Consider the following 21,329-nt stretch of genomic DNA (forward strand, 5'->3'; position numbering starts at 1 on the left):
ACGGAGTCACACCATGTTCAAGAAGCTGTTCCAGTCCGCCACCAACGCCAGCGACAGTCAGCCGGCGACGGGCCGCGCCGTCAAGTACCCCGGCATTCGCGACGCGGTCGATGGCAACACGGCGGTCATCCACGTCGAACGCGAAGCCTCCGACGCCGCCGGCGCCTACCCGATCACGCCGTCCACGCAGATGGGCGAATACTGGGCCGAAGCCGCCAGCCAGGGCCATCTGAACATTTCCGACCGGCCGCTGATCTTCGTCGAGCCGGAATCCGAACACGCCGCCGCCGGCGTCACCGCCGGCATGTCGATGACCGGCCTGCGCGCCGTCAACTTCTCGTCGGCGCAGGGTGTCGCCTTCATGCACGAATCGCTCTACGGCGCCGTCGGCAAGCGCCTGCCCTACGTCCTCAACATGGGTTGCCGGGCGATCACCAAAGCCTCGCTGAACGTCCATTGCAGCCACGATGACTACCATTGCGTCGACGACACCGGCTTCATCCAGGTGATGGCCAAGAACGCCACCGAAGCCGCCGACCTCAACCTGATCGCCCGCAAGCTCGCCGAACTCTCGCTGACGCCGGCCATCGTCGGCCAGGACGGCTTCCTGACCACGCACCTGATCGAATCGGCGCTGCTCCCCGAACGCGAACTGATCGCCGAATTCCTCGGCCGTCCCGACGACCTGATCGACACCCCGACCCCCGCCCAGGCCATGCTTTACGGCCCGAAGCGGCGGCGCATCCCGGCCATCTGGGACGTCGATCTGCCGATGGTCTCCGGCACCGTGCAGAACCAGGACGCCTACATGCAGGCGGTGGCCGGCCAGCGCCCCTACTTCTTCGACCATGTCGAAACCCTGAGCGCCCGCTGCATGACCGAATTCGCCGAACTGACCGGCCGCCGCTACGAGCGCATCAGCACCTACCAGGCGGCCGATGCCGATTACCTGATCGTCGGCATGGGCAGCATGGTTGTCCAGGCGGAAGCCGTCGCCGACTACCTGCGCCAGACGCGCAAGCTCAAGGTCGGCGTCGTCAACATCACGATGTTCCGTCCCTTCCCGGGCGATCTGCTGGGCCAGGTGCTGCGCGGTCGCAAGGGCGTCGCCGTGCTCGAACGCACCGACCAGCCGATGGCCGAAGACCTGCCGCTGATGCGCGAAGTGCGCGCGGCATTGAGCAAGTGCCTGGAAAACGGCGCCAGCCAGGACGATGAACGCCCCTTCCCCGGCTACGCCGCCTACGCCGGCGGCGACCTGCCCCGCCTCTATTCCGGCTGTTACGGCCTGGGCTCGCGCGACATGCAACCGGAAGCGCTGATTGCCGCGGTCGAGAACATGCTGCCGGAAGGCGCCCGCCGCAAGTTCTACTACCTGTCGGTCGATTTCGTGCGCGACCCGCTCAATCCCAAGGACGAGGTGCACCAGCAGCAGCTCCGGGAAGCCTATCCGAAGATCGGCGAAATGGCGCTGCGCGGTTCCGAGAACCCCAACCTGCTGCCGCAGGGCGCAATCACCGTGCGCATGCACTCGGTCGGCGGCTGGGGCGCCATCACCACCGGCAAGAACCTCGCCGTCACCCTGTTCGAACTGCTCGGCTACGACATCAAGGCCAACCCGAAATACGGTTCGGAAAAGAAGGGCCAGCCGACCACCTACTACCTCTCGGCGGCGCCGGAGCCGATCCGCGTCAACTGCGAATATGTCTACGTGGACGTCGTGCTGTCGCCCGACCCCTACGTTTTCGGCCATTCCAACCCGCTGTCAGGCCTGAAGAAGGGCGGCGTCTTCATCATCCAGTCCAACCTCGGTGACGAAACCTGGGCAAGCTTCCCGCTCTGGGCGCAGAAATTCATCGTCGACAACGGCATCCGCGTCTTCCACCTCGACGCCTTCGCCATCGCCCGCGAGGAAGCCGGCAGTCCCGAACTGCAACTGCGCATGCAGGGCAACGCCTTCCAGGGCGCCTTCTTCGCCGCCAGCCCGCTGATGCAGGACGCCGGCCTGAGCGAGGACAAGCTGTTCGCGGCGATCGAAAGCCAACTGCGCAACAAATTCGGCGACAAGGGCGCGGCCGTCGTACGCAACAACCTGAGCGTGGTCCGTCGCGGCTTCAGCGAACTGACCGAAATCACCGCCAAGGAAGTCGGCGCCACCCGCCAGCAGATCGCCAAAAAGGACGCCGGCCTGCCGATCATGCTGCGGCAGATGCCGGAAGGTGACGGCAAGATCGCCGACATCCACCGCTTCTGGGAACAGACCGGCCATTTCTACGCCACCGGCAAGGGCAACGACAACCTCGTCGATCCCTTCATCGGTGTTTCGCTGATTCCCGCTGCCACCGGCGTTTTCCGCGACATGAGCGGGATCCGCTTCGAGCACCCGGTGTGGACTGCGGAAAACTGCACCGCCTGCGGCAACTGCTACACGGTCTGTCCGGACAGCGCGATTCCCGGTCTGGTCAGCAATGTCGGCGACGTGCTGAACACCGTCGTCAGCCGTGTCGAAATCTCCGGTCGGCCGACCCGCCATCTGCGACGCGCCGTGCGCACGGTAGAAAAGAAGCTGCGCGCCATGATCGACGGCGACGGCGCCCCGGTGCGCGCGCTGATCGACCAGGCGATCGCCGCGACGCTCGACGAGGCCCCCGCCGAGGACAAGGAGAAAATGGCCGAAGAGTTCGCACTCTTCCAGACCCAGCTGGGCGATTTCAAGTTCGCCACCACCAAGCCCTACTGGAGCAACAAGGAGAAAAAGGAAAAAGGTGCCGGCGGCCTCTTCTCGATCACCGTCAATCCCAACACCTGCAAGGCCTGCGGCCTGTGCGTCGACGTCTGCGCCGACCAGGCGCTGACGATGGTGACGCAGACCGACGACAGCGTCGAAACCCTGCGCCAGGACTGGCGCCTGTGGCTCGACCTGCCGACCACGCCGAAGGAATACAGCCGCATCGACAGCCTCGACGAAAAGATCGGCGCCCTGGAAACCCTGCTCCTCGACAAGCACAACTACAACGCCATGCCCTGCGGCGACGGCGCCTGCCTGGGCTGTGGCGAGAAGACGACGATCCACCTGTTCACCTCGACCATCACGGCCCTGATGCAACCGCGCGTGGCCGCCTTTGTCGAGCGGCTCGACCGGCTGATCGCCGGCCTTGAGCAACGCATCCGGATGAAGGTCACGGAATCGATGGATGTCGGCGACACCCGGGCCATGATCGCCGCCGTCGACGCCGCCCGCGACGGCGACCTGACGCTGGGCCGGCTGGCCGACTCGGTCTCCGCCGGCAAGCCGTCGCAACCGATCGACCCGGCCTGGATGCGCAATGTCGCGCAAGTGCTGGAACGCCTCAAGGATCTGCGCTGGCGTTATGTCGAAGGGCCGTCCAAGCGCGGCCGCGCCGAGATGGGCATGGTCAATTCGACCGGCTGCACCTCGGTCTGGGGTGCCACCTACCCCTACCACCCCTACCCCTTCCCGTGGACCTCGCACCTGTTCCAGGACTCGCCGTCGGTTGCCATGGGCCTTTTCGAAGGCCACATGGCGAAAATGGCCGACGGCTTCAAGGCAGTGCGCATGGCCGAGCTGGAACTGGCCGGCGAATACAACCCGGCGATCCATGAAGACTTCTTCCGCCGCTTCGAATGGAAGCAGTTCTCCGCCGACGAATGGCAGCTCTGTCCGCCGGTGGTCAGCCTGGGCGGCGACGGCGCGATGTACGACATCGGTTTCCAGAACCTGTCGCGGGCGCTGATGTCGGGGATGCCGATCAAGGTAGTGGTGGTCGACACCCAGGTCTATTCCAACACCGGCGGCCAGGCCTGCACCTCCGGCTTTACCGGCCAGGTTTCCGACATGGCGCCCTACGGTAAGGCCATGCACGGCAAGCAGGAGACACGCAAGGAAATCTCGCTGATCGCCATGGCGCACCGCACCGCCTACGTGCTGCAGTCGACCATCGCCCACGTCAACCACATGCTGGAAGGCTTCATCGACGGCATCAACTCGCGGCGCCCGGCGCTGTTCAACATCTACGCCGTCTGCCCGCCCGAACACGGCGTCGGCGACGACCGCAGCGTCGCCCAGAGCAAGCTCGCCGTCGAAGGTCGCGCCTATCCGCTGTTCAAGTTCGACCCCGACGCCGGCGTCGCCTTCTCCGAGTCGGTCAGCCTCGACGGCAACCCGGCGCCGGAAGCCGACTGGCCCAGCTACCGCCTGAACTACGTCGACGAAAACGGCGCCGCGCAGGCCATGGAACTGCCGATGACCTTCGCCGACTTCGCAGCGACCGAAGCGCGCTTCGCCAAGCAGTTCAAGAAGGCGCCGCCGGAAACCTGGAACGACGACATGATCGCCCTGGCCGAATTCCTCAAGCTGGCCGAGGACGAACGCGACGGCAAGTTCCCCTATATCTGGGCGGTCGACCGCAAGAATCGCCTGACCCGGCTGCTGGTTTCCGCCGAGCTGGTCCGCTCGAGCGAAGAAAGACGCGACTTCTGGCGCCAGCTGAAGGACGTCGCCGGCCTTGGCCGCGCTGAAGAAGTCGATCCGGCGGCGGTCGCCGAACAGGTGCGCGCCGAACTGATCGCCCGCATCACCGCCAGCCTCGGTGTCAGCGCCGACAGCGCCGCCCCGGCCAGCCCGGCGGTGGTCGCCGGCAGCGGCCAGCCGGCCGCCAACGCCGACGGCTTCGAACCCTGCTGGGTCGAGACCCAGGAATGCACGGCCTGCGACGAATGCGTGGCAATCGCCCCGAAGGTCTTCGTCTATAACAGCGAGCGCAAGGTGGTGATCGGCAACCCGAAGGGCGCCAGATTCGCCGACATCGTCAAGGCGGCCGAGAAGTGCACGGCTGGCTGCATCCATCCGGGAAGCCCGGCGAACCCGGCCGAACCCGGGCTCGACAAGCTGCTCGGGCGCGCCGCCAAGTTCAACTGACCGGCCATGAAACTGCTCAGCTATTTTCGCGGCGAGTTGTTCGAGCGCGGCATCCACCCGCCGCCGCACAAGGAGGCGACGGCGACGCGGCCGATCCGCCGCCTGCCCTACCCGGCGCAGGTGGTGGTGCCGCTGGCGCAGCACATCGGCAAGGCACCGAAGCCGATCGTCCGGGTCGGCGAAACGGTCGTCCGCGGCCAGCCGCTGGCGCGCGCCGAGGACTGGCTGGCGGTGCCGCACCACGCGCCGGTAACCGGCGTGGTCAAGGCGATCGAACTGCGCCCGTCGGCGCGCGGCCCCTGGCTGCCGTCCATCGTCATCGACGCCCAGGCCGGCGCCACCCAGGAAGACCTCTGGGGACTGCCACGCGACCTGTCCAGCGCCAGCCCGGGCGAACTGCTGCAGATGGTCTGGGACAGCGGCATGGTCGGCCTCGGCGGCGCCGCCTTTCCGAGCCACGCCAAGCTGTCCGTGCCCAAGCAGGCGCACGTGCATACGCTGGTGGTCAATGGCTGCGAGTGCGAACCCTATCTGACCTGCGACCACCGGGTGATGATCGAGGAAGCCGCCGACCTGGTGCAGGGAATCCGCTACGCGATGCGCATCACCGGCGCCCGCCGAGCCATCGTCGGCATCGAGGACAACAAGCCGGACGCGGCGCAGGCGGTGAGCGCGGCAATCCGCCAGGCCGGCGCCCTGCCCGAAGGGGAAATCTTCGTCGAACAGGTGCCAACCAAGTACCCGCAAGGCTCGGAAAAGATGCTGATCATGGCGCTGTTCGGCCATGAAATCCCTGGCGGCACGCTGCCCGTCTCGCTCGGCATGGTGGTGCACAACGTCGGCACCCTGGCCGCGCTCGGCCGTCTGCTGCCGCAGGGGCGCGGCCTGACCGAACGCGTCGTCACCATCACCGGCCCCGGCGTCGCCCGCCCCGGCGATTACCGGGTGCCGCTCGGCACGCCGCTCAAGTTCATTCTCGATTACGCCGGCGCACCCGCCGAGGCCCGCCAGGTGATCCTCGGCGGGCCGATGATGGGGCAGGCCATCGCCAGCCTCGAGGTGCCTGTCACCAAGGGCGTCTCCGGTGTCCTCGTCTTCCGTCAGGAAGACCTGGCCCGGCGCGAAGAGCGGCACAGCTATCCCTGCATCAAGTGCGGCGAATGCGTCGAGTCCTGTCCGATGGGGCTCAACCCGTCGGCCCTCGGCATGCTCGCTGCCAAGCGCCAGTACGAAACCATGGGCAGCCACTACCACCTCGGCGAATGTTTCGAGTGCGGTTGCTGTACCTACGTCTGTCCGTCGAACATTCCGCTGGTGCAGCAATTCCGGGTCGCCAAGCAGGTTCTGCGGGAAAGGGCCGCGGCATGAGCGCCAGCATCGAAATCCGTCCGGCACCCCACGTCAAGGGGCCACGCAGCGTCGAGAAGATCATGCGCAACGTGGTGTACGCGCTGCTGCCGATCTGCGCCTTCTTCGTCTTCCAGTACGGCATTTCGGCGCTGGCGCTGATCGTCGTCGTCACCGCCGCCTGTCTGCTCACCGAACGCTGGCTGATCGCCACCGGCACCCAGTCCGGCCGCCTCGGCGATTATTCGGCGACCATCACCGGCCTCCTGCTGGCGCTCACGCTGCCGCCCGGCTTCCCGCTGTGGATGGGCGCCGTCGCCGGCGGCATCGGCATCGCGCTGGGCAAGGGGCTGTTCGGCGGCCTTGGCCACAACACCTTCAACCCGGCGTTGCTCGGCCGGGCCTTCGTCCAGGCCGCCTTTCCCACCGCCATCGCCAGCTACACGCCGGCCCTGCTGCCGGGGCGCTTCGCCGAGTTCATCCCGTCGTCGCTCGCCTGGCCGCTGATGGTGCCGCCCGACACCACGGCCTGGCTGGCACAGTTGCAGATCGACGCGCTGACCAGCGCGACGCCGCTCGCCCGCTGGAAGTTCGAAGGCATCAGTGGCGGCCCGCTGGAACTGCTCACCTCGCTGGGCAGCCATCTGGCGGTCGGCCCCGCGCCGCTGCTGATCGTCGCCTGTGGCAGCTACCTCGCCGCCCGCCGCTTCCTCGACTGGCGGATTCCGCTGGCGGTGCTCGGCAGCGCCGCCGCGCTGGCCGGCGCGCTGCACCTGATCGACGGCGCCCGCTATCCCGATCCCTTCTTCACCCTCTGTGCCGGCGGCCTGGTCCTCGGCGCCGTCTTCATGGCCACCGACATGGCGACCTCGCCGGTGACGCCACGCGGCATGTGGGTCTATGGCGCGCTGATCGGCGTCCTCACCGTGCTCATCCGCTATTACGGCGGCCTGCCCGAAGGGGTGATGTACGCGATCCTGATCGGCAACGCGGCAACGCCGCTGATCGAGCGCATCACCCAGCCACTGCCGTTCGGCCGCCATACCCTGCTCAAACCAAAGCGGCGCGGTGCCTCCTACCCGCTGACGCCCGCCTACATCTCGCGCGAAGAGGCCGCCGCCGTGACGCCCAAGAAGAAAATCCTGAAGAACAAGCCGGACAAGGACGGAGGCCAGCCCTGATGAACGCCATCTCCGCTCCCCCGCCGCCCCCGGCCAGCCCGGCCACCCCGACCGCCGCCATGCTGCGCACGCTCGGCCTGGTTTCCGGCATCTGCGGCCTGATCATCGTCGGCAGCTACCAGGGCACATTCGACGCGGTCAGCGCCAACAAGCGGCTGGCCGTCGAACGCTCGGTATTCCGCGTCGTTCCCGGCGCCACCTCGATCGCCGCCTACGACGCCGGTCCCGGCGCCAGCATCGCCCCGGCCAGCGGCGCGCAGCCAGCGGCCGGCGCCCGCCGCTTCTTCGCCGCCTACGACGCCGCCGGCAAGCTCGCCGGCATCGCCGCCGAAGGCAGCGCCAAGGGCTACGCCGACAACGTCCGCGTCATGTTCGGCTACGACCCGGCCTGCGAGTGCATCCGCGGCTTCAGCGTGATCGCCATGCGCGAAACGCCGGGCATCGGCGACCAGGTGATCAGCAACCGCCAGTTCCTCGCCAATTTCAAGGCCCTCGACGCCAGGCTCGACGCCGGGCGCACGGTGCTCGCCAACCGCATCATCACCGTCCGCCACGGCAGCAAGAACCAGCCCTGGCAGATCGACGCCATCACCGGCGCCACCATCACCTCGCGCGCCGTCGGCAAGGCCATCGACAGCACCGCCCAGGCCCTGCTGCCGACGCTGCTCCCCAACCTCGACCAGATCGGAAAGCCACAATGACCCAGACCACGACCGAGAAATGGGAAGAGTTCATGGAGGGAATCTGGCAACAGAATCCCATCTTCGTCATGGTGCTCGGCATGTGCCCGGCGCTGGCCGTCACCGTCTCCGCCACCAACGCCATCTCGATGGGCATCGCCACCACCTTCGTGCTGGTCTGCTCCTGCCTGCTGGTCTCGCTGATGCGCCACATCGTTCCCCGCGAAGTGCGCATCGCCACCTACATCGTCATCATCGCCACCTTCGTCACCGCCGTCGATTACCTGATCCAGGCGATCAGCCTCGCCCTCTATGACGCACTCGGCGCCTTCATCCAGCTGATCGTCGTCAACTGCGTCATCCTCGGCCGCGCCGAAGCGCACGCCGCGAAACACCCGCCGCTGAGCGCGATGATCAACGCCGCCGGCATGGGCGCCGGCTTCACCATCGCCCTGCTCTCGCTCGGCGTCGTCCGCGAAATCCTCGGCGCCGGCAGCCTGTTCGGCATCGGCCTGTTCGGCGCCAGCTTCCAGCCCTGGGTGATCATGCTGCTGCCGCCCGGCGGCTTCTTCGTCCTCGGCAGCTGGCTGCTCTTCTTCGCCTGGCGCGCCCGGCGCCAGGCGGCAAAACCCGTGGAGGCCCGGCACCATGCCTGACAGCCTGTTCCAGATCTTCATCAACACCCTGCTCGCCAACAACTTCGTGCTGGCGATGTTCCTCGGCCTTTGCCCCTTCCTCGGCGTCTCCGGCAAACTGAAGACCGCCTTCCCGATGGGCATCGCCACCACCTTCGTGATGCTGGTCGCCTCGCTCTGCGCCTACGGACTCAACCTGTTGCTGAGCAGCCTGCAACTCGAATTCCTGCGCCTGATCTCTTACATCGTGATCATCGCCTCGGCCGTGCAACTGGTCGAAATGGTGCTCAAGAAATACAGCCCGGCGCTGTTCCGCGCCCTCGGCATCTACCTGCCGCTGATCACCACCAACTGTGCCGTGCTCGGCGTCGCGCTGTTCCAGACCGCACGCGAATACAACCTCGCCCAGTCGCTGGCCTTCAGCCTCGGCGGCGGTGCCGGCTTCACGCTGGCCCTGGTGCTGATGGCCAGCGTCCGCGAACGCGTCGCACTGTCCAACGTCCCCGGCGTCCTCACCGGCACCGCCATGACGCTGATGCTGGCCGGCGTCCTCTCGCTCGCCTTCATGGGCTTTGCCGGCATCGGCGGCTGAGACGGCAGGAAATTCCGATGCAACAACTGCTCCTGACCTGCGCCATCCTGTTCACCCTGCTGCTCGGCGGCATCCTGATCGACCGCCTGTACGCCTGGTTCCGCAACCGCCATCCCGAACTGGCCCCCTTCCGCGACAACGAGAACGGCTGCAGCTGCTGCGCCGGCCGCGACAGCTGCAAAGAGCGCAACAACTGCTGCTGAGATCGTGTCCCTGAATGTGGCGCCGAGCAACGCAAAGCACCCGCGCCGCCACCAACCTCTGTTCGTCTTCTTCTTGGCGAAGTGAAGCAAAAAGAAAGCACATCCTTCGGTCAAGGTGCGCGGGCGGGCGTTTGGTTTTCGGATCCGCTGTTTTCCGCTGGTCACCGGCGGGCGGCTTTGGTTTTTGATGCGCCGTTTTCCGCGCCTGACGCGCGGGCGTACTTTTTCTTGCGTGGCCAAGAAAAAGTAGCCAAAAAGAAAGCCACCCCAGGTTACGCGGTCGGCTGCGCCGACTCCCCTGCGCTACTCGAAGGGCCGGGCGGCTGCGCAACTCGCCGCTGCGCGGCTCAGACAGTGCTCGCCGACTTCCCCCGGCCCTTCTCCGTTGCTCGGCGCTCCACATGGGGGCCCCGAAAACCAGCGGTTCACGAAAACTGGCGGATGAGAAAGCCGTCCTCCCTCCAGCTACGATCGGTTTGCCGGGCCCCTTGGGAGGCGCCGAGCAACGCAGGGTAGTCGGGGGCCGTCGGCTGGCGTTGTCTGAGGCCCGCAGGGCCGAGTTTAGCCAGCCGCCCGACTGCCCGAGTAGCGCAGGGAACCCGCGTAGCGGGCGCCGACCTAGGGGTGGCCTTCTTTTTGGCTACTTTTTCTTGGCCACACAAGAAAAAGTACGCCCGCCGGTCAACGGCGGAACCCGGCGCCTCAGAAACCAAACACGCCCACGCATCAGGCGCGAAAAACAGCGCCCAAGGCAGAGAAAAACAGGAGGCAGCGGCCGGCGTCTGCCGGCCGCCCGCGCCGAGGTTTAAGCCTCGCCCTCTTCCGACTTCCTGGCCTTGCGACTGCGGCCGGGTTTGCGGGCCGGTTTCTTGTCGCTGACGGGGGCTTCGGCAGCCGGCTCGGCGGGAACGGCTGCCGGGGCAGCTTCGGCGATCACGGCTTCGCTGCGCTTGCGTGAAGTCCGGCGCGCGCCGCGCTGGGCTTTCTTCGGCGCTTCGACCGGGGCGGCTGCCTCGACCGCCGGCGGCTCAGGCACGGCCGGCGCGGCGGGAGTCTCCTCGACGACCGGCAGCGGTGCGGCTTCCTGTGCCAGTACTTCACCGATGGCGATGCCTTCCTCGCGGTTTTCCTTGCGGGTGCGGCGGCCACCGCGCCGGCGCGCGGCCGGCTTCTCCTCGGCCGCCGAGGTCGGTGCAGGCGAGGCGACCGCTTCAGAGGCATCGGCAGGCGGCGCGAGCGGCTCAACGCTCACGACTTCCGGCGTTGTTGTTTCCGGGCTGGGGGCCTCGCCATCGTGGGCGCGGGCGCGGGTGACGTAGGTGCCGGACTTGTCGTCGCGGCCGACCACCAGCAAGCCGAGGCCGGCGGCCTCTTCGAGCAGGTTGCCGAAGGTGCGGAAGCCGTAATAGCTCTCGCTGAAACCCGGGTTGCGCCGCTTCACCACTTCCTTGAGCACCGAGGCCCAGATCCGTTCGGCTTCGCCGCGGTCGGCCATGAGGTCGGCGAAGGTCGCCGCCACCAGTTCGATGGCCTTGGCCTTGCGTTCCTCGACCTTGGCGCTGCGCTTGGCTTCCTCTTCCGGCGTGCGCTTCTCGCGCTCGCGGCGCTGGCCACGGCCGGCTTCGCGGTCGCGTACCAGATCGTCGTAGTAGATGAATTCGTCGCAGTTGGTGACCAGCAGGTCGGAGCAGGACTGCTTGACGCCGACGCCGATCACCTTCTTGGCGTTCTCGCGCAGCTTGGAAACCAGCGGCGAGAAGTCGGAATCGCCGGAGATGATGACGAAGGTGTCGACGTGCGATTTGGTGTAGCAGAGATCGAGCGCATCGACGACCATGCGGATGTCGGCGGAGTTCTTGCCGGACTGGCGGACGTGCGGAATTTCGATCAGTTCGAAGTTGGCCTCGTGCATCGCCGCCTTGAAGCCCTTGTAACGCTCCCAGTCGCAATAGGCTTTCTTGACGACGATGCTGCCCTTGGCGAGCAAACGCTCAAGCACCGGGCGGATGTCGAATTTTTCGTACTGCGCGTCGCGCACGCCCAGCGCGATGTTCTCGAAGTCGCAGAAAAGCGCCATGCTGGCGGTATCGTTGGCGGCCATGAAGTCGATCCGTTTTGTAGAAGGCGGCCAGTATACCGCCGGCAAGCTCAGCTGCCCTGCAATTGTGCCGCTTCCTCGTCGGTGAACAGGCGCGAGCGGGTGATGAAGCTCTTCCCCGTGCCGCATTCGAGCGAGAAGGTGCCGCCCTGGCCGTCAACGGCGTCGATGATCAGTTGCGTATGCTGCCAGTACTCGTACTGCGAAGCACTGATGTAGAAAGGCACGCCGCCGATTTCGCCGAGATGGACATCGTAGGGGCCGATGGTCAGCTCACCCGGCAGGTAGCAATTGGGGCTGCTGTTGTCGCAGCAGCCGCCGGACTGGTAAAACATCAGTTCAGCGCCGTACTGGTCCTGCAGTTGCTGAATCAGGGCCAGGGCTGCCGGGGTGGCGGTAACGCGATCGACCATGGTCTTCTCCAAAAAAACGGGGGCACCAGGCCCCCGGTAAAGCCCGCAAGGGCACGCAGAGACTACAGCAAAACTACAGGGCGGCGCGGAAAATGCCTTCGATGTCGGCCTGATCGGCGCGCCGGGGATTGGTCAGGCCGCAGGCATCCTTCAGTGCGTTGGCGGCCAGCGTCGGAATGTCGGTTTCCTTGACGCCGAGTTCGAGCAGTCCCTTGGGAATGCCGACATCGGCAGCCAGGCGGCGGATCGCATCAAGACAACGGGCGGCGTTCTCGGCGGTGCCGGCATGATCGAGGGCAACGCCCATCGCCGCCGCGACATCGGCCAGCCGCTCGGGAACGACCGCCGCGTTGAAGGCTTCGACATGCGGCAGCAGCACCGCATTACAGACACCGTGCGGCAGGTTGTAGAAACCGCCGAGCTGGTGCGCCATGGCGTGCACATAGCCGAGCGAGGCGTTGTTGAAGGCCATGCCGGCAAGAAACTGGGCATAAGCCATGGCCTCGCGGGCGCCGACGTTCTGTCCGTCGGCCACTGCCTGGCGCAAGTTGGCGGCGATCATCGTCACCGCCTTCAAGGCGCAGGCGTCGGTGATCGGCGTCGCGGCGATGGAGACATAGGCTTCGACGGCATGCGTCAGCGCGTCCATGCCGGTCGCCGCGGTCAGTGCCGGCGGCTTGGCCAGCATCAGCAGCGGGTCGTTGACCGAGAGCAGCGGCGTCACGTGGCGGTCGACGATGGCCATCTTGATGTGGCGCGCCTCGTCGGTGATGATGCAGAAGCGCGTCATTTCGCTGGCCGTGCCGGCCGTCGTGTTGATCGCGATCAGCGGCAACTGTGGCTTGGCCGAGCGGTCGACACCCTCGTAGTCGGCAATGCTGCCGCCGTTGGCGGCGACCAGCGCGATGCCCTTGGCGCAGTCGTGCGGCGAACCGCCGCCGAGCGAGACGACGCAGTCGCAATCGGCGGCACGCAGCTGGGCCAGGCCGGCTTCGACGTTACCGATGGTCGGGTTGGCCTGGGCGCCGGCAAAAATCTCGGCGCCGATCCCGGCCTGCGCCAGCAGGCCCGCCACCCGGGCGGCGACGCCGGCTTTTTCCAGCCAGCTGTCGGTGACGATCAGCGCCCGCCGGTAACCGTATCCTCCCAGGGACTGGACGGCTGTCGCGAGACAGCCTTCGCCCATCAGGTTGACGGCGGGAATGAAAAACGCGCTTTGTGCCATCTTGCATGCTCTCCTTGAAACGATAAGCCGGCCGCGCGGCTTTCCCCTTGAATCCGCCGACCGGCCGGTGTTTGGTAAAACGCCCGCTCGAGGCGGGCGTCAGTGGCTGGTTTAGAAGAAGCCCAGCTTCTGTTCCGCGTAGCTGACCAGCAGGTTCTTGGTCTGCTGATAATGGTCGAGCATGACCTTGTGCGTTTCGCGACCGATACCGGATTCCTTGTAACCGCCGAAGGCAGCGTGCGCCGGGTAGGCGTGGTAGCAGTTGGTCCAGACGCGGCCAGCCTGGATGGCGCGGCCCATGCGGTAGGCGACGTTGCCGTTGCGGCTCCAGACGCCGGCGCCGAGGCCGTAGAGCGTGTCGTTGGCGATCGCCAGGGCTTCCGCTTCGTCCTTGAAGGTGGTCACCGCGAGCACCGGCCCGAAGATTTCTTCCTGGAAGATGCGCATCTTGTTGTGGCCCTTGAACAGCGTCGGCTGGATGTAGTAACCGCCTTCGATGTCGCCGCCGAGGTGGGCGCGTTCGCCACCGATCAGCACTTCGGCGCCTTCTTCCTTGCCCAGCTTGAGGTAGGACTCGATCTTGTCCATCTGGATCTGCGAGGCCTGCGCGCCCATCATCGTTTCGGTGTCGAGCGGCGAGCCCTGCTTGATCGCGGCAACGCGCTTCAAGGCCTTTTCCATGAACTTCTCGTAGATCGATTCCTGGATCAGGGCGCGGCTCGGGCAGGTGCAGACTTCGCCCTGGTTGAAGGCGAACAGCACCAGACCTTCGATCGCCTTGTCGAGGAAGCCGTCATCCTTGTCCATGACGTCGGCGAAGAAGATGTTGGGCGACTTGCCGCCCAGTTCCAGGGTGGCCGGGATCAGGTTGTTGGCGGCGGCCTGGGCAATCACGCGGCCGGTGGCGGTGGAGCCGGTGAAGGCGATCTTGGCGATGCGCTTGGACGTCGCCAGCGGCATGCCGGCTTCGCGGCCCAGACCATTGACGATGTTCAACACGCCCGGCGGCAGCAGGTCGGCGATCAGGTCGACCAGGATCAGGATCGAGATCGGGGTCGATTCGGCCGGCTTCAGCACCACGCAGTTGCCGGCGCCAAGCGCCGGGGCGAGCTTCCAGGCGGCCATCAGAATCGGGAAGTTCCAGGGGATGATCTGGCCGACGACGCCGAGCGGCTCATGGATGTGATAGGCCATGGTGTTCTCGTCGATTTCCGAGATGCCGCCTTCCTGCGAGCGCAGGCAGCCGGCGAAGTAACGGAAGTGGTCGACGGCGAGCGGGATGTCGGCGGCCAGGGTTTCGCGGATCGGCTTGCCGTTGTCGACGGTCTCGGCGTAGGCGAGCAGTTCGAGGTTGGCTTCGAGGCGATCGGCGATCTTCAGGAGGATGTTGGAGCGGGTCGCGGCGTCGGTCTTGCCCCACTTCGGAAAGGCGGCGTGGGCAGCGTCGAGCGCCAGTTCGATGTCTTCGGCGGTGGAGCGGGCGGCTTGCGTGTAGACCTTGCCGTTGACCGGGGTCACCACGTCGAAGTACTGGCCCTTGACCGGCGCGGTCCATTGGCCGTTGATGAAGTTGTCGTACTTGGCCTTGTAGGCGATTTTTGCACCAGCGGTGCCGGGGGCTGCGTAGATCATTTTGTCTCCTCGTCTTTTACGGATCGGTAAATGGCTTGCCTGTTGGCGGCATTTCCCTATCAAGGCCCGTGCCAGCATTGCAGGCGTCTGATTTAATTGACTTATCTCACCAGTCCGCGAGCCGGAGATCGTTGCCGGAACGTTGCAGACAGAAACAGGTGTAACAATCTGGAACAGGCGGACACTTTTGCTCGCGCAAGGCTTGCATCGCCCGGCATGCGGCCTATACTCGGCAAAAAACGGGCCGCGACCCGACAAGGAGACAATCCCGATGCACGCAAATCCCCCGCTGGCCGGCCCGCTCTTGCGTCAGGCCAGGCTCAAGCTGCTCGACGGCGGCAACTTTTCCGACAGCGCAATCGACGAACGCCTGGCCCGCTCCTGGCGGCGCAGCCTCGCCGCCGGCCTGACGCCGACCGGCCGCCTGGCCGTCCCGGACAATCTGACGGCCGGCGAACTGGGCCGCGCCCTGGGGCGCAACCGCGAACTGCTCAACCACTCGCGGCCGATCATGGAATACCTGTTCGAACAGGTCCGCCACAGTCACAGCCTGGTCGTCCTCGCCGACAATCACGGCGTTCTCATGCACACGCTGGGCGACACCGATTTCCTCGGCAAGGCCGAGCGCGTCGCGCTGATGTCCGGCGCCTGCTGGGACGAACGGCAGCGCGGCACCAACGCCATCGGCACCGCGCTGGCCGAGGCGTCCGGCATCGAAATCCACGGCGACGAGCATTTTCTGGAGCGCAACACCTTCCTCACCTGCGCCGCCGCGCCTATCGTCTCCGCCACCGGCGAACTGCTCGGCATCCTCGACATTTCCGGCGACCGCCGCAGCCGCCACCCGCACACCCTGGGCCTGGTCAATACCGCCGCCCGGATGATCGAGAACCGCCTGGTCGCCGACGCCTGCCGCCGCCACCTGCGCCTCTACCTGCACCCGGACCCGGCCGGCATCGGCACCGTCGCCGAAGGCATCGTCGCCCTTTCCGAGGACGGCTGGATCGTCGGCGCCAACCGCAACGCGCTGCGCCTGCTCGGTCTCTCCGCCGCCGATATCGGCGGCACCCCGCTGTTCCGCGCCATCGACACCCGGATTGGCGACCTCATTGCCCAGAACCGGCGCCGCCCCGGGCAGGTGCTCGCCCTGCACTGCCACGACGGCAGGACGATCTATGCGCGGATCGACGGCCACGAACCGCGCGCCCTGTCGGTGCCGAAAAGCGCCGGCCCGCAACCCAACGACGCATTGACCGCCCTCGACACCGGCGACCTGCGCTGGCGGGCGGCGGCCGACAAGGCGCGGCGCATCCTGGGCAAGGACATCCCGCTGCTGCTCAGCGGCGAATCCGGCGTCGGCAAGGAGTTGTTCGCGCGCGCCGTGCACGAGTCGTCGCCGCAACGCAACGGCCCCTTCGTCGCCATCAACTGCGCCGCGCTGCCGGAAAACCTGATCGAAGCCGAACTCTTCGGCTACCAACCGGGCGCCTTCACCGGCGCCCGCAAGGAAGGCTACATCGGCCGCCTGCGCGAGGCCGAAGGCGGCACCCTGTTCCTCGACGAGATCGGCGACATGCCGCTGGCGCTGCAGACCCGGCTGCTGCGCGTCCTCCAGGAGCGCAAGGTGCTGCCGCTCGGTGGCGGCGTCGCGGTCGATGTCCGTTTCTCGCTGATCTGCGCCACCCACCGCGACCTGCCGGCAGCCAGCGCCAGCGGCCAGTTCCGCAGCGACCTCTACTACCGGATCAACGGCCTCACCCTGAACCTGCCGGCGCTGCGCGAACGCAACGACTTCGCCGCGTTGTGCGACAAGCTGCTCGGCGAGTTCTTCCCGGATGCCCCGCTCGCCATCGAACCGGCGCTGCAGCACCGCCTCGCCGGCTACGCCTGGCCCGGCAACCTTCGCCAGCTGGCCAGCGTGCTGCGCACCGCCTGCGCCATGCTCGACCCCGGCGAATCGCTGATCGACTGGCCGCACCTGCCCGACGACCTGGTCGACGCCCTGCACCGCGCGCCCGCCCAGCCTTGCCGCAGCAACGCCGAGCCCGCCCAGCGCAACCTTGCCGCGCTGTCGCTGGCCGCCATCCACCAGGCAGTCGCTGACCATGCCGGCAACCTCAGCGCCGCCGCCCGCCAGCTCGGCATCAGCCGGCAGACCCTGTACCGCAAGCTGAAGGGCGAGCGCGCCTGAGCTGCCGGCCCACCCCAGGAAACGACGATGACCAAGCTACCCAGACCAGAAATCCACGCCCTGCTCGCCGACCTGCCACTGTTTTCCAACATGTCGCCCGACGAGATCGACCGCATCGCCCGCGGCAGCCGGGAAATTCGCGCCGCCAAGGGCAGCCTGCTGTTCCACCGCGGCGACCCCTGTCTCGGTTTCCACCTGCTGCTTTCCGGCCAGATCAAGCTCGCCTTCACCTCGGCCCAGGGCAACGAGAAGGTGGTCGAGGTGATCCGCCCCGGCCAGAGCTTCGGCGAAGCGCTGATGTTCATGGAGTCGCCTTACATCGTCGACGCCCAGGCGCTCGCCGATTCCCACCTGCTGCACGTCGCCAAGACCACGGTCGACGAGGAACTGGCCAAGGACCCGAAGCTGGCGCGCAAGATGCTTGCCAGCATGGCGATCCGCCTGCACCAGATGGTCAACGACCTGGAAGGCTATGCGCTGCATTCCGGCAAGGAACGCATCGTCGCCTACCTGCTGCGCGAACTGGCGCCCTGTAACGCACCGGGCAATACGGCCCGGCTCGCCCTGCCGACCACCAAGGGCATCGTCGCCTCCCGCCTCAACCTGACCCAGGAACACTTCTCGCGCATCCTGCACGAACTGAGCGACGAAGGACTGATCGTCGTGCACGGCCGGGAAATTGAAATTCCGGACATCGCACGCTTACGCGCCAACCTGGCCTGAAACCGGCAGATTTAAAAAAAAGGGGCTGGATCAACCAGCCCCTTTTGCATTGCCGACGCGGTGGATCAATCGGTCAGCAGACGCCCCTGGTTCAACAGGTTCTGGATCACCTGCTGATCCGACGGGCTGCCGCCACCGACCAGATCAACCCCTTCCAGGACGATCTGCATCACGTCGTTGCTGGCCACGTTGCTGGGCAGGCCGCTCGCCGTATTGCCATCCGAGAAGTTGCCGCTGGTGCTGACGTAGATCGTCGTGTTGCTGCCGTCGTACTGGAAGTGCAGGAAGTTGTCGAGCTCGGCAGGCGTCGCGTTGGCTGGCGCGTTCAGCAGATCGCGCAGGTCGAGCACGTCGCCTTCGGCACCGTTGAAGTCGGTCACCCGGTCGATCGCTGGCGTCTGCGTGGTTCCGCGGTCGCCCAACACCCACCTGAAGGTATCAGCCCCCAGACCACCGGTCAGGATATCGTTACCGGCACCGCCGATCAGGATGTCGTTGCCAGCACCGCCAAGCAGCGTGTCGTTACCTGCACCACCGAACAGCACATCATCGCCATCCTCGCCACGCAGCGTGTCGTTGCCGCCCTCGCCGAGGATGAAGTCGTTGCCGACGCCACCCGTCAGCGTATCGCCGCTGGAAGTTCCGACCAGGTTCTGTTCGACCGACACCGTATTGGAGGTCACGGTGATGTTGGCCTGCGAACTGGCGGTATCGCCATCGTTGTCCGCCAGGGTGTAGTCGATGGTATCGACATAACCGCTGTTAACGATGGCCGGTGCGGTGTACTCGTAATAGGTGGTGTTCAGTTCCACCTCGAGCGTCGCGCCGTTCAGGCTGGTGATCGTCAGCACCGCGTTGGCCGCATCGTAGACGCTGCGGTTGGTGCCGGTGACGGTCAGACCGCTGTCCGGATCGTAGGCGTAGGTCGTCCCGTCGATCACGATCTGCTTCACGTAACCGCCATCCGCACCCAGCGTGGCGCTGGAGTTGCCGGCCAGATAACCGTTGAGCGGACTGAGCGGCACGGTGGCAGCCAGGGTGCTCTGCAGTTGCGAAAGGTCGGTCACTACCTGGGCGTTGAGGTTGGTCTCGGTGATGCCGTCGTAGGCAATCGGGTTGAGGTTGGTGGTCGACACGCCGGTACCGATCCCGATCGCGTACGACTTGATGTCGTTCAGCTTCAGGAAGTCCGTCCAGAGGTTTTCTTCTAGCTCCTGGATGCCGTTGTCGCCGGAGGCGGAAACGTTGTTCAGCTGGCTGCTGTTGCCGTCACCGGTCGTCGGGCTGCCATCGGAAAGGAAGTAGGCAACATTCTGGCCGTCGGGCAGCTTGCCCGCCGTGCTGAAGCTGCTCATCGTCTGCGCCAGCGCCGCGTCGTAGTTGGTCGACCCGGTTGCCGCCAGGGTCGCCAGATAAGACTTGGCTTCCGTCGCCGTCATCCAGACGCTGGAAGGCGCGCTCGCCGTGGTGGCAAAGACCACCAGCTGGACCATCACGTCACCGAGGTTTTCGTAACGGTTGATCAGGTCGGAAATCGCCTGCTTCGAGAGTTGCAGGCGGTTCAGCCCACCGACCCCGGAGGAATCGGTCATGCTGCCGGAGAGGTCGAGCGTGATCAACAGGTTGGTCGAAATCGGCGACGGCGAGAAGATGGCGTCGACCGGGTTGGCCTGCGGCGCATCGTCTTCGACCAGCACCGTCAGCGGCGTCGTCGTGCTGTTGACGCCGTTGCTCACCGTCACCCCGATATCCAGGCGCAGCATGTCCTCAAGGTCCGTCACCGGATGGTCGAGCGCGCCCTTCAGTTCAACCTGGTAGGCACCGTCCGGCTGCACGGTCACGCTCAGGATGTCCTGACCATTGGCCGAACCGGTCAGGATGGTGGCATCGCCGACGGTCGTGGTGACCCAGTTCAGCGCCGTACCGTTCGACGTCAGGTCGGCCGGCGGCGTGAAGGTGATGCTGAGGTCGCCATCGCCGGAAATGTTCAGCGTACCGCTGGCAACAACTGCATCGGTGGTATCCGGGCTGCCGTTGTTGTCGGCATTGCCGGTCGCCAGACCTTCCTCGGACACCGTCGCGATGCTGGTGAGCAGACCCACCGTCGAGATCGAGGCCGAGCCGTCGGCCAGATCCGAACCGTCGCGCGCCGTCGCGGTGACCGTCACGGTCATCGACTGGGTCATTTCGACCGGCGTCGTCATGGTCAGGCCGGTGATCTGCACCGCCTTGGTGACTTGATCGATGGTGACGGTGTAGGCACCGTCGCTGATCAGCGGCAAGGTCCAGGTCCCGTCCGGATTCAGCGTTCCATGCGACAACGTGACGCCAGCCGGTACCGCCACCGTGACCGTCGCGACATCTTCCGAGTAGTCGATGTCCTGCGGCGTCACCGTGATCGTCAGGTCCTGGCTCTTGGTCTGGGCAAAGGTGACCGAGTGGATCAGGTAATCGTCGCCAGCGCGCGGGGCGCTGAACTCGATGTAGCTGATCTGCTGACCATTGTCGCTGACCACCGTGAAGGGCGAGTCGAGCACGTCGGTCACGCCGTTCATCGTGCCCTGGCCGATCACATTGCCGACGCTATCGTACAGCGTGTAGCTGGCCCGTTCGCTGGAATGCAGCCAGGCGAGCTGGATCGTCGCGCTCGACACCGGATCGTCGAAGCTCACCCGGACCTTTTCGGAAACACCTGCCACGTTGCCGATTTCGCTATCGGCACCAGACGACACCTGGTCGACACCGAAACCCGTCACATTGCCGGTGGAACCGCCGTTGTCGACGACGCTGACCGTACCGGTGCTGCCGTCCAGGTTGTAGGCGGTGACAGTGAAGCCCGCGCCCGCCAGGACGTTGGTGTTGTCGATGGTGACGTTGTTGGTCACCGCGTCGCCAATCTGGATCGTCACCAGCGGCGTGTCGGCAACCGGCGTCACGTCGACCGTTACCGTCGCGCTCGCCGTATCTTGGCCGTCGGAAACGGTGTAATCAAACATCGCTTCGCCACTGTAGTCCTTGCTCGGCGTGAATTCGATGCTGACCACGTTGCCGTTGCCGTCGAAGGTCGCCGTCACGGTACCGACCGGATTGCCACCGGCATCGCGAGCCACGCTAGCGACGCCGACCACGCTCAACGGATCGCCTTCGACATCGCTGTCGTTGGCCAGCAGCGCCGACGGCAGAATGGTCAGCGGCGTGTCTTCCGGCGTGCGCAGTTGATCGCCGAGGATGGACGGATCGTCACCACGGACATCGGGGATGTCATTGGTGCCGGTGATCGTGATCACCACGTCGTGCTCGGTGCCGTCCGCCGTCTTCACCGTGAAGGTTTCGACCTTGGTTTCGCCAGCGCCCAGGTATTGCACGTCGGCGTTCGGGACCGTGTAGGTCCAGTCGCCGGTGGTCGTGATCGACAGGCTGCCCAGCGCACCGGCGCTGGCCACGATGCCGCTCGTCTGGAACACCGCTTC

Annotated in this window: 14 protein-coding genes; 9 read left to right on the top strand and 5 right to left on the bottom strand. The window is 66.0% G+C overall.

Annotated elements, in window-relative coordinates; all coding sequences use genetic code 11:
* Positions 1-13: 13 nt before the first annotated feature.
* The 7 genes from ACE3OV_RS17945 to ACE3OV_RS17975 are packed head-to-tail and all read left to right on the top strand — an operon-like array spanning position 14 to position 9,577.
* Positions 14-4,939, top strand: coding sequence for a 2-oxoacid:acceptor oxidoreductase family protein (locus ACE3OV_RS17945; RefSeq protein WP_374328878.1), 4,926 nt, complete (start codon positions 14-16; stop codon positions 4,937-4,939).
* A 6-nt stretch (positions 4,940-4,945) separates the two neighbouring features.
* Positions 4,946-6,307: an electron transport complex subunit RsxC gene (gene rsxC / locus ACE3OV_RS17950; RefSeq protein WP_374328879.1), complete on the top strand. Its 1,362-nt coding sequence runs from the start codon at positions 4,946-4,948 to the stop codon at positions 6,305-6,307.
* Positions 6,304-7,467, top strand: a complete 1,164-nt coding sequence (locus ACE3OV_RS17955) for an RnfABCDGE type electron transport complex subunit D (protein ID WP_374328880.1) — start codon at positions 6,304-6,306, stop codon at positions 7,465-7,467. The genes rsxC and ACE3OV_RS17955 overlap by 4 nt, the downstream gene beginning before the upstream one ends.
* Entirely contained in the window at positions 7,467-8,168 is a 702-nt protein-coding gene (locus tag ACE3OV_RS17960; RefSeq protein ID WP_374328881.1) for an FMN-binding protein, read from the top strand. Before ACE3OV_RS17955 ends, ACE3OV_RS17960 begins: the two co-directional genes overlap by 1 nt.
* Entirely contained in the window at positions 8,165-8,803 is a 639-nt protein-coding gene (gene rsxE, locus ACE3OV_RS17965) for an electron transport complex subunit RsxE (protein ID WP_374328882.1), read from the top strand. The genes ACE3OV_RS17960 and rsxE overlap by 4 nt, the downstream gene beginning before the upstream one ends.
* The gene (locus ACE3OV_RS17970) at positions 8,796-9,374 is read left to right on the top strand and encodes an electron transport complex protein RnfA (RefSeq protein ID WP_374328883.1); all 579 of its coding nucleotides are present in this window, start codon (positions 8,796-8,798) and stop codon (positions 9,372-9,374) included. The genes rsxE and ACE3OV_RS17970 overlap by 8 nt, the downstream gene beginning before the upstream one ends.
* Before the next feature lie 17 nt (positions 9,375-9,391).
* Positions 9,392-9,577, top strand: a complete 186-nt coding sequence (locus ACE3OV_RS17975) for a hypothetical protein (protein WP_374328884.1) — start codon at positions 9,392-9,394, stop codon at positions 9,575-9,577.
* Positions 9,578-10,382: 805 nt separating this feature from the next.
* Here the strand turns inward: ACE3OV_RS17975 and ACE3OV_RS17980 are convergent.
* The 4 genes from ACE3OV_RS17980 to ACE3OV_RS17995 form a co-directional block, all read right to left on the bottom strand.
* Positions 10,383-11,678, bottom strand: coding sequence for an NYN domain-containing protein (locus tag ACE3OV_RS17980; RefSeq protein ID WP_374328885.1), 1,296 nt, complete (start codon positions 11,676-11,678; stop codon positions 10,383-10,385).
* Positions 11,679-11,725: 47 nt separating this feature from the next.
* Positions 11,726-12,088 (bottom strand): DUF779 domain-containing protein, encoded by a 363-nt coding sequence (locus ACE3OV_RS17985; protein WP_374328886.1) that lies wholly within the window; start codon positions 12,086-12,088, stop codon positions 11,726-11,728.
* 73 nt (positions 12,089-12,161) lie between these two features.
* A complete protein-coding gene (gene yiaY / locus ACE3OV_RS17990) occupies positions 12,162-13,313 on the bottom strand; it encodes an L-threonine dehydrogenase (protein WP_374328887.1) in 1,152 nt (383 codons plus the stop codon).
* Between the two features lie 111 nt (positions 13,314-13,424).
* Positions 13,425-14,945, bottom strand: coding sequence for an aldehyde dehydrogenase family protein (locus ACE3OV_RS17995; protein ID WP_374328888.1), 1,521 nt, complete (start codon positions 14,943-14,945; stop codon positions 13,425-13,427).
* A gap of 271 nt (positions 14,946-15,216) precedes the next feature.
* Between ACE3OV_RS17995 and ACE3OV_RS18000 the strand changes: the two genes are divergently transcribed.
* Both ACE3OV_RS18000 and ACE3OV_RS18005 read left to right on the top strand, forming a co-directional pair.
* Positions 15,217-17,136: a sigma-54-dependent Fis family transcriptional regulator gene (locus tag ACE3OV_RS18000; RefSeq protein ID WP_374328889.1), complete on the top strand. Its 1,920-nt coding sequence runs from the start codon at positions 15,217-15,219 to the stop codon at positions 17,134-17,136.
* A gap of 27 nt (positions 17,137-17,163) precedes the next feature.
* Positions 17,164-17,859, top strand: a complete 696-nt coding sequence (locus ACE3OV_RS18005) for a Crp/Fnr family transcriptional regulator (RefSeq protein WP_374328890.1) — start codon at positions 17,164-17,166, stop codon at positions 17,857-17,859.
* 65 nt (positions 17,860-17,924) lie between these two features.
* Here the strand turns inward: ACE3OV_RS18005 and ACE3OV_RS18010 are convergent.
* Positions 17,925-21,329: VCBS domain-containing protein (locus ACE3OV_RS18010; RefSeq protein ID WP_374328891.1), on the bottom strand; the 3,405-nt coding region annotated here is incomplete at its 5' end.

It is taken from the genome of Azonexus sp. (genome assembly GCF_041909095.1).
Lineage (GTDB): Bacteria > Pseudomonadota > Gammaproteobacteria > Burkholderiales > Rhodocyclaceae > Azonexus.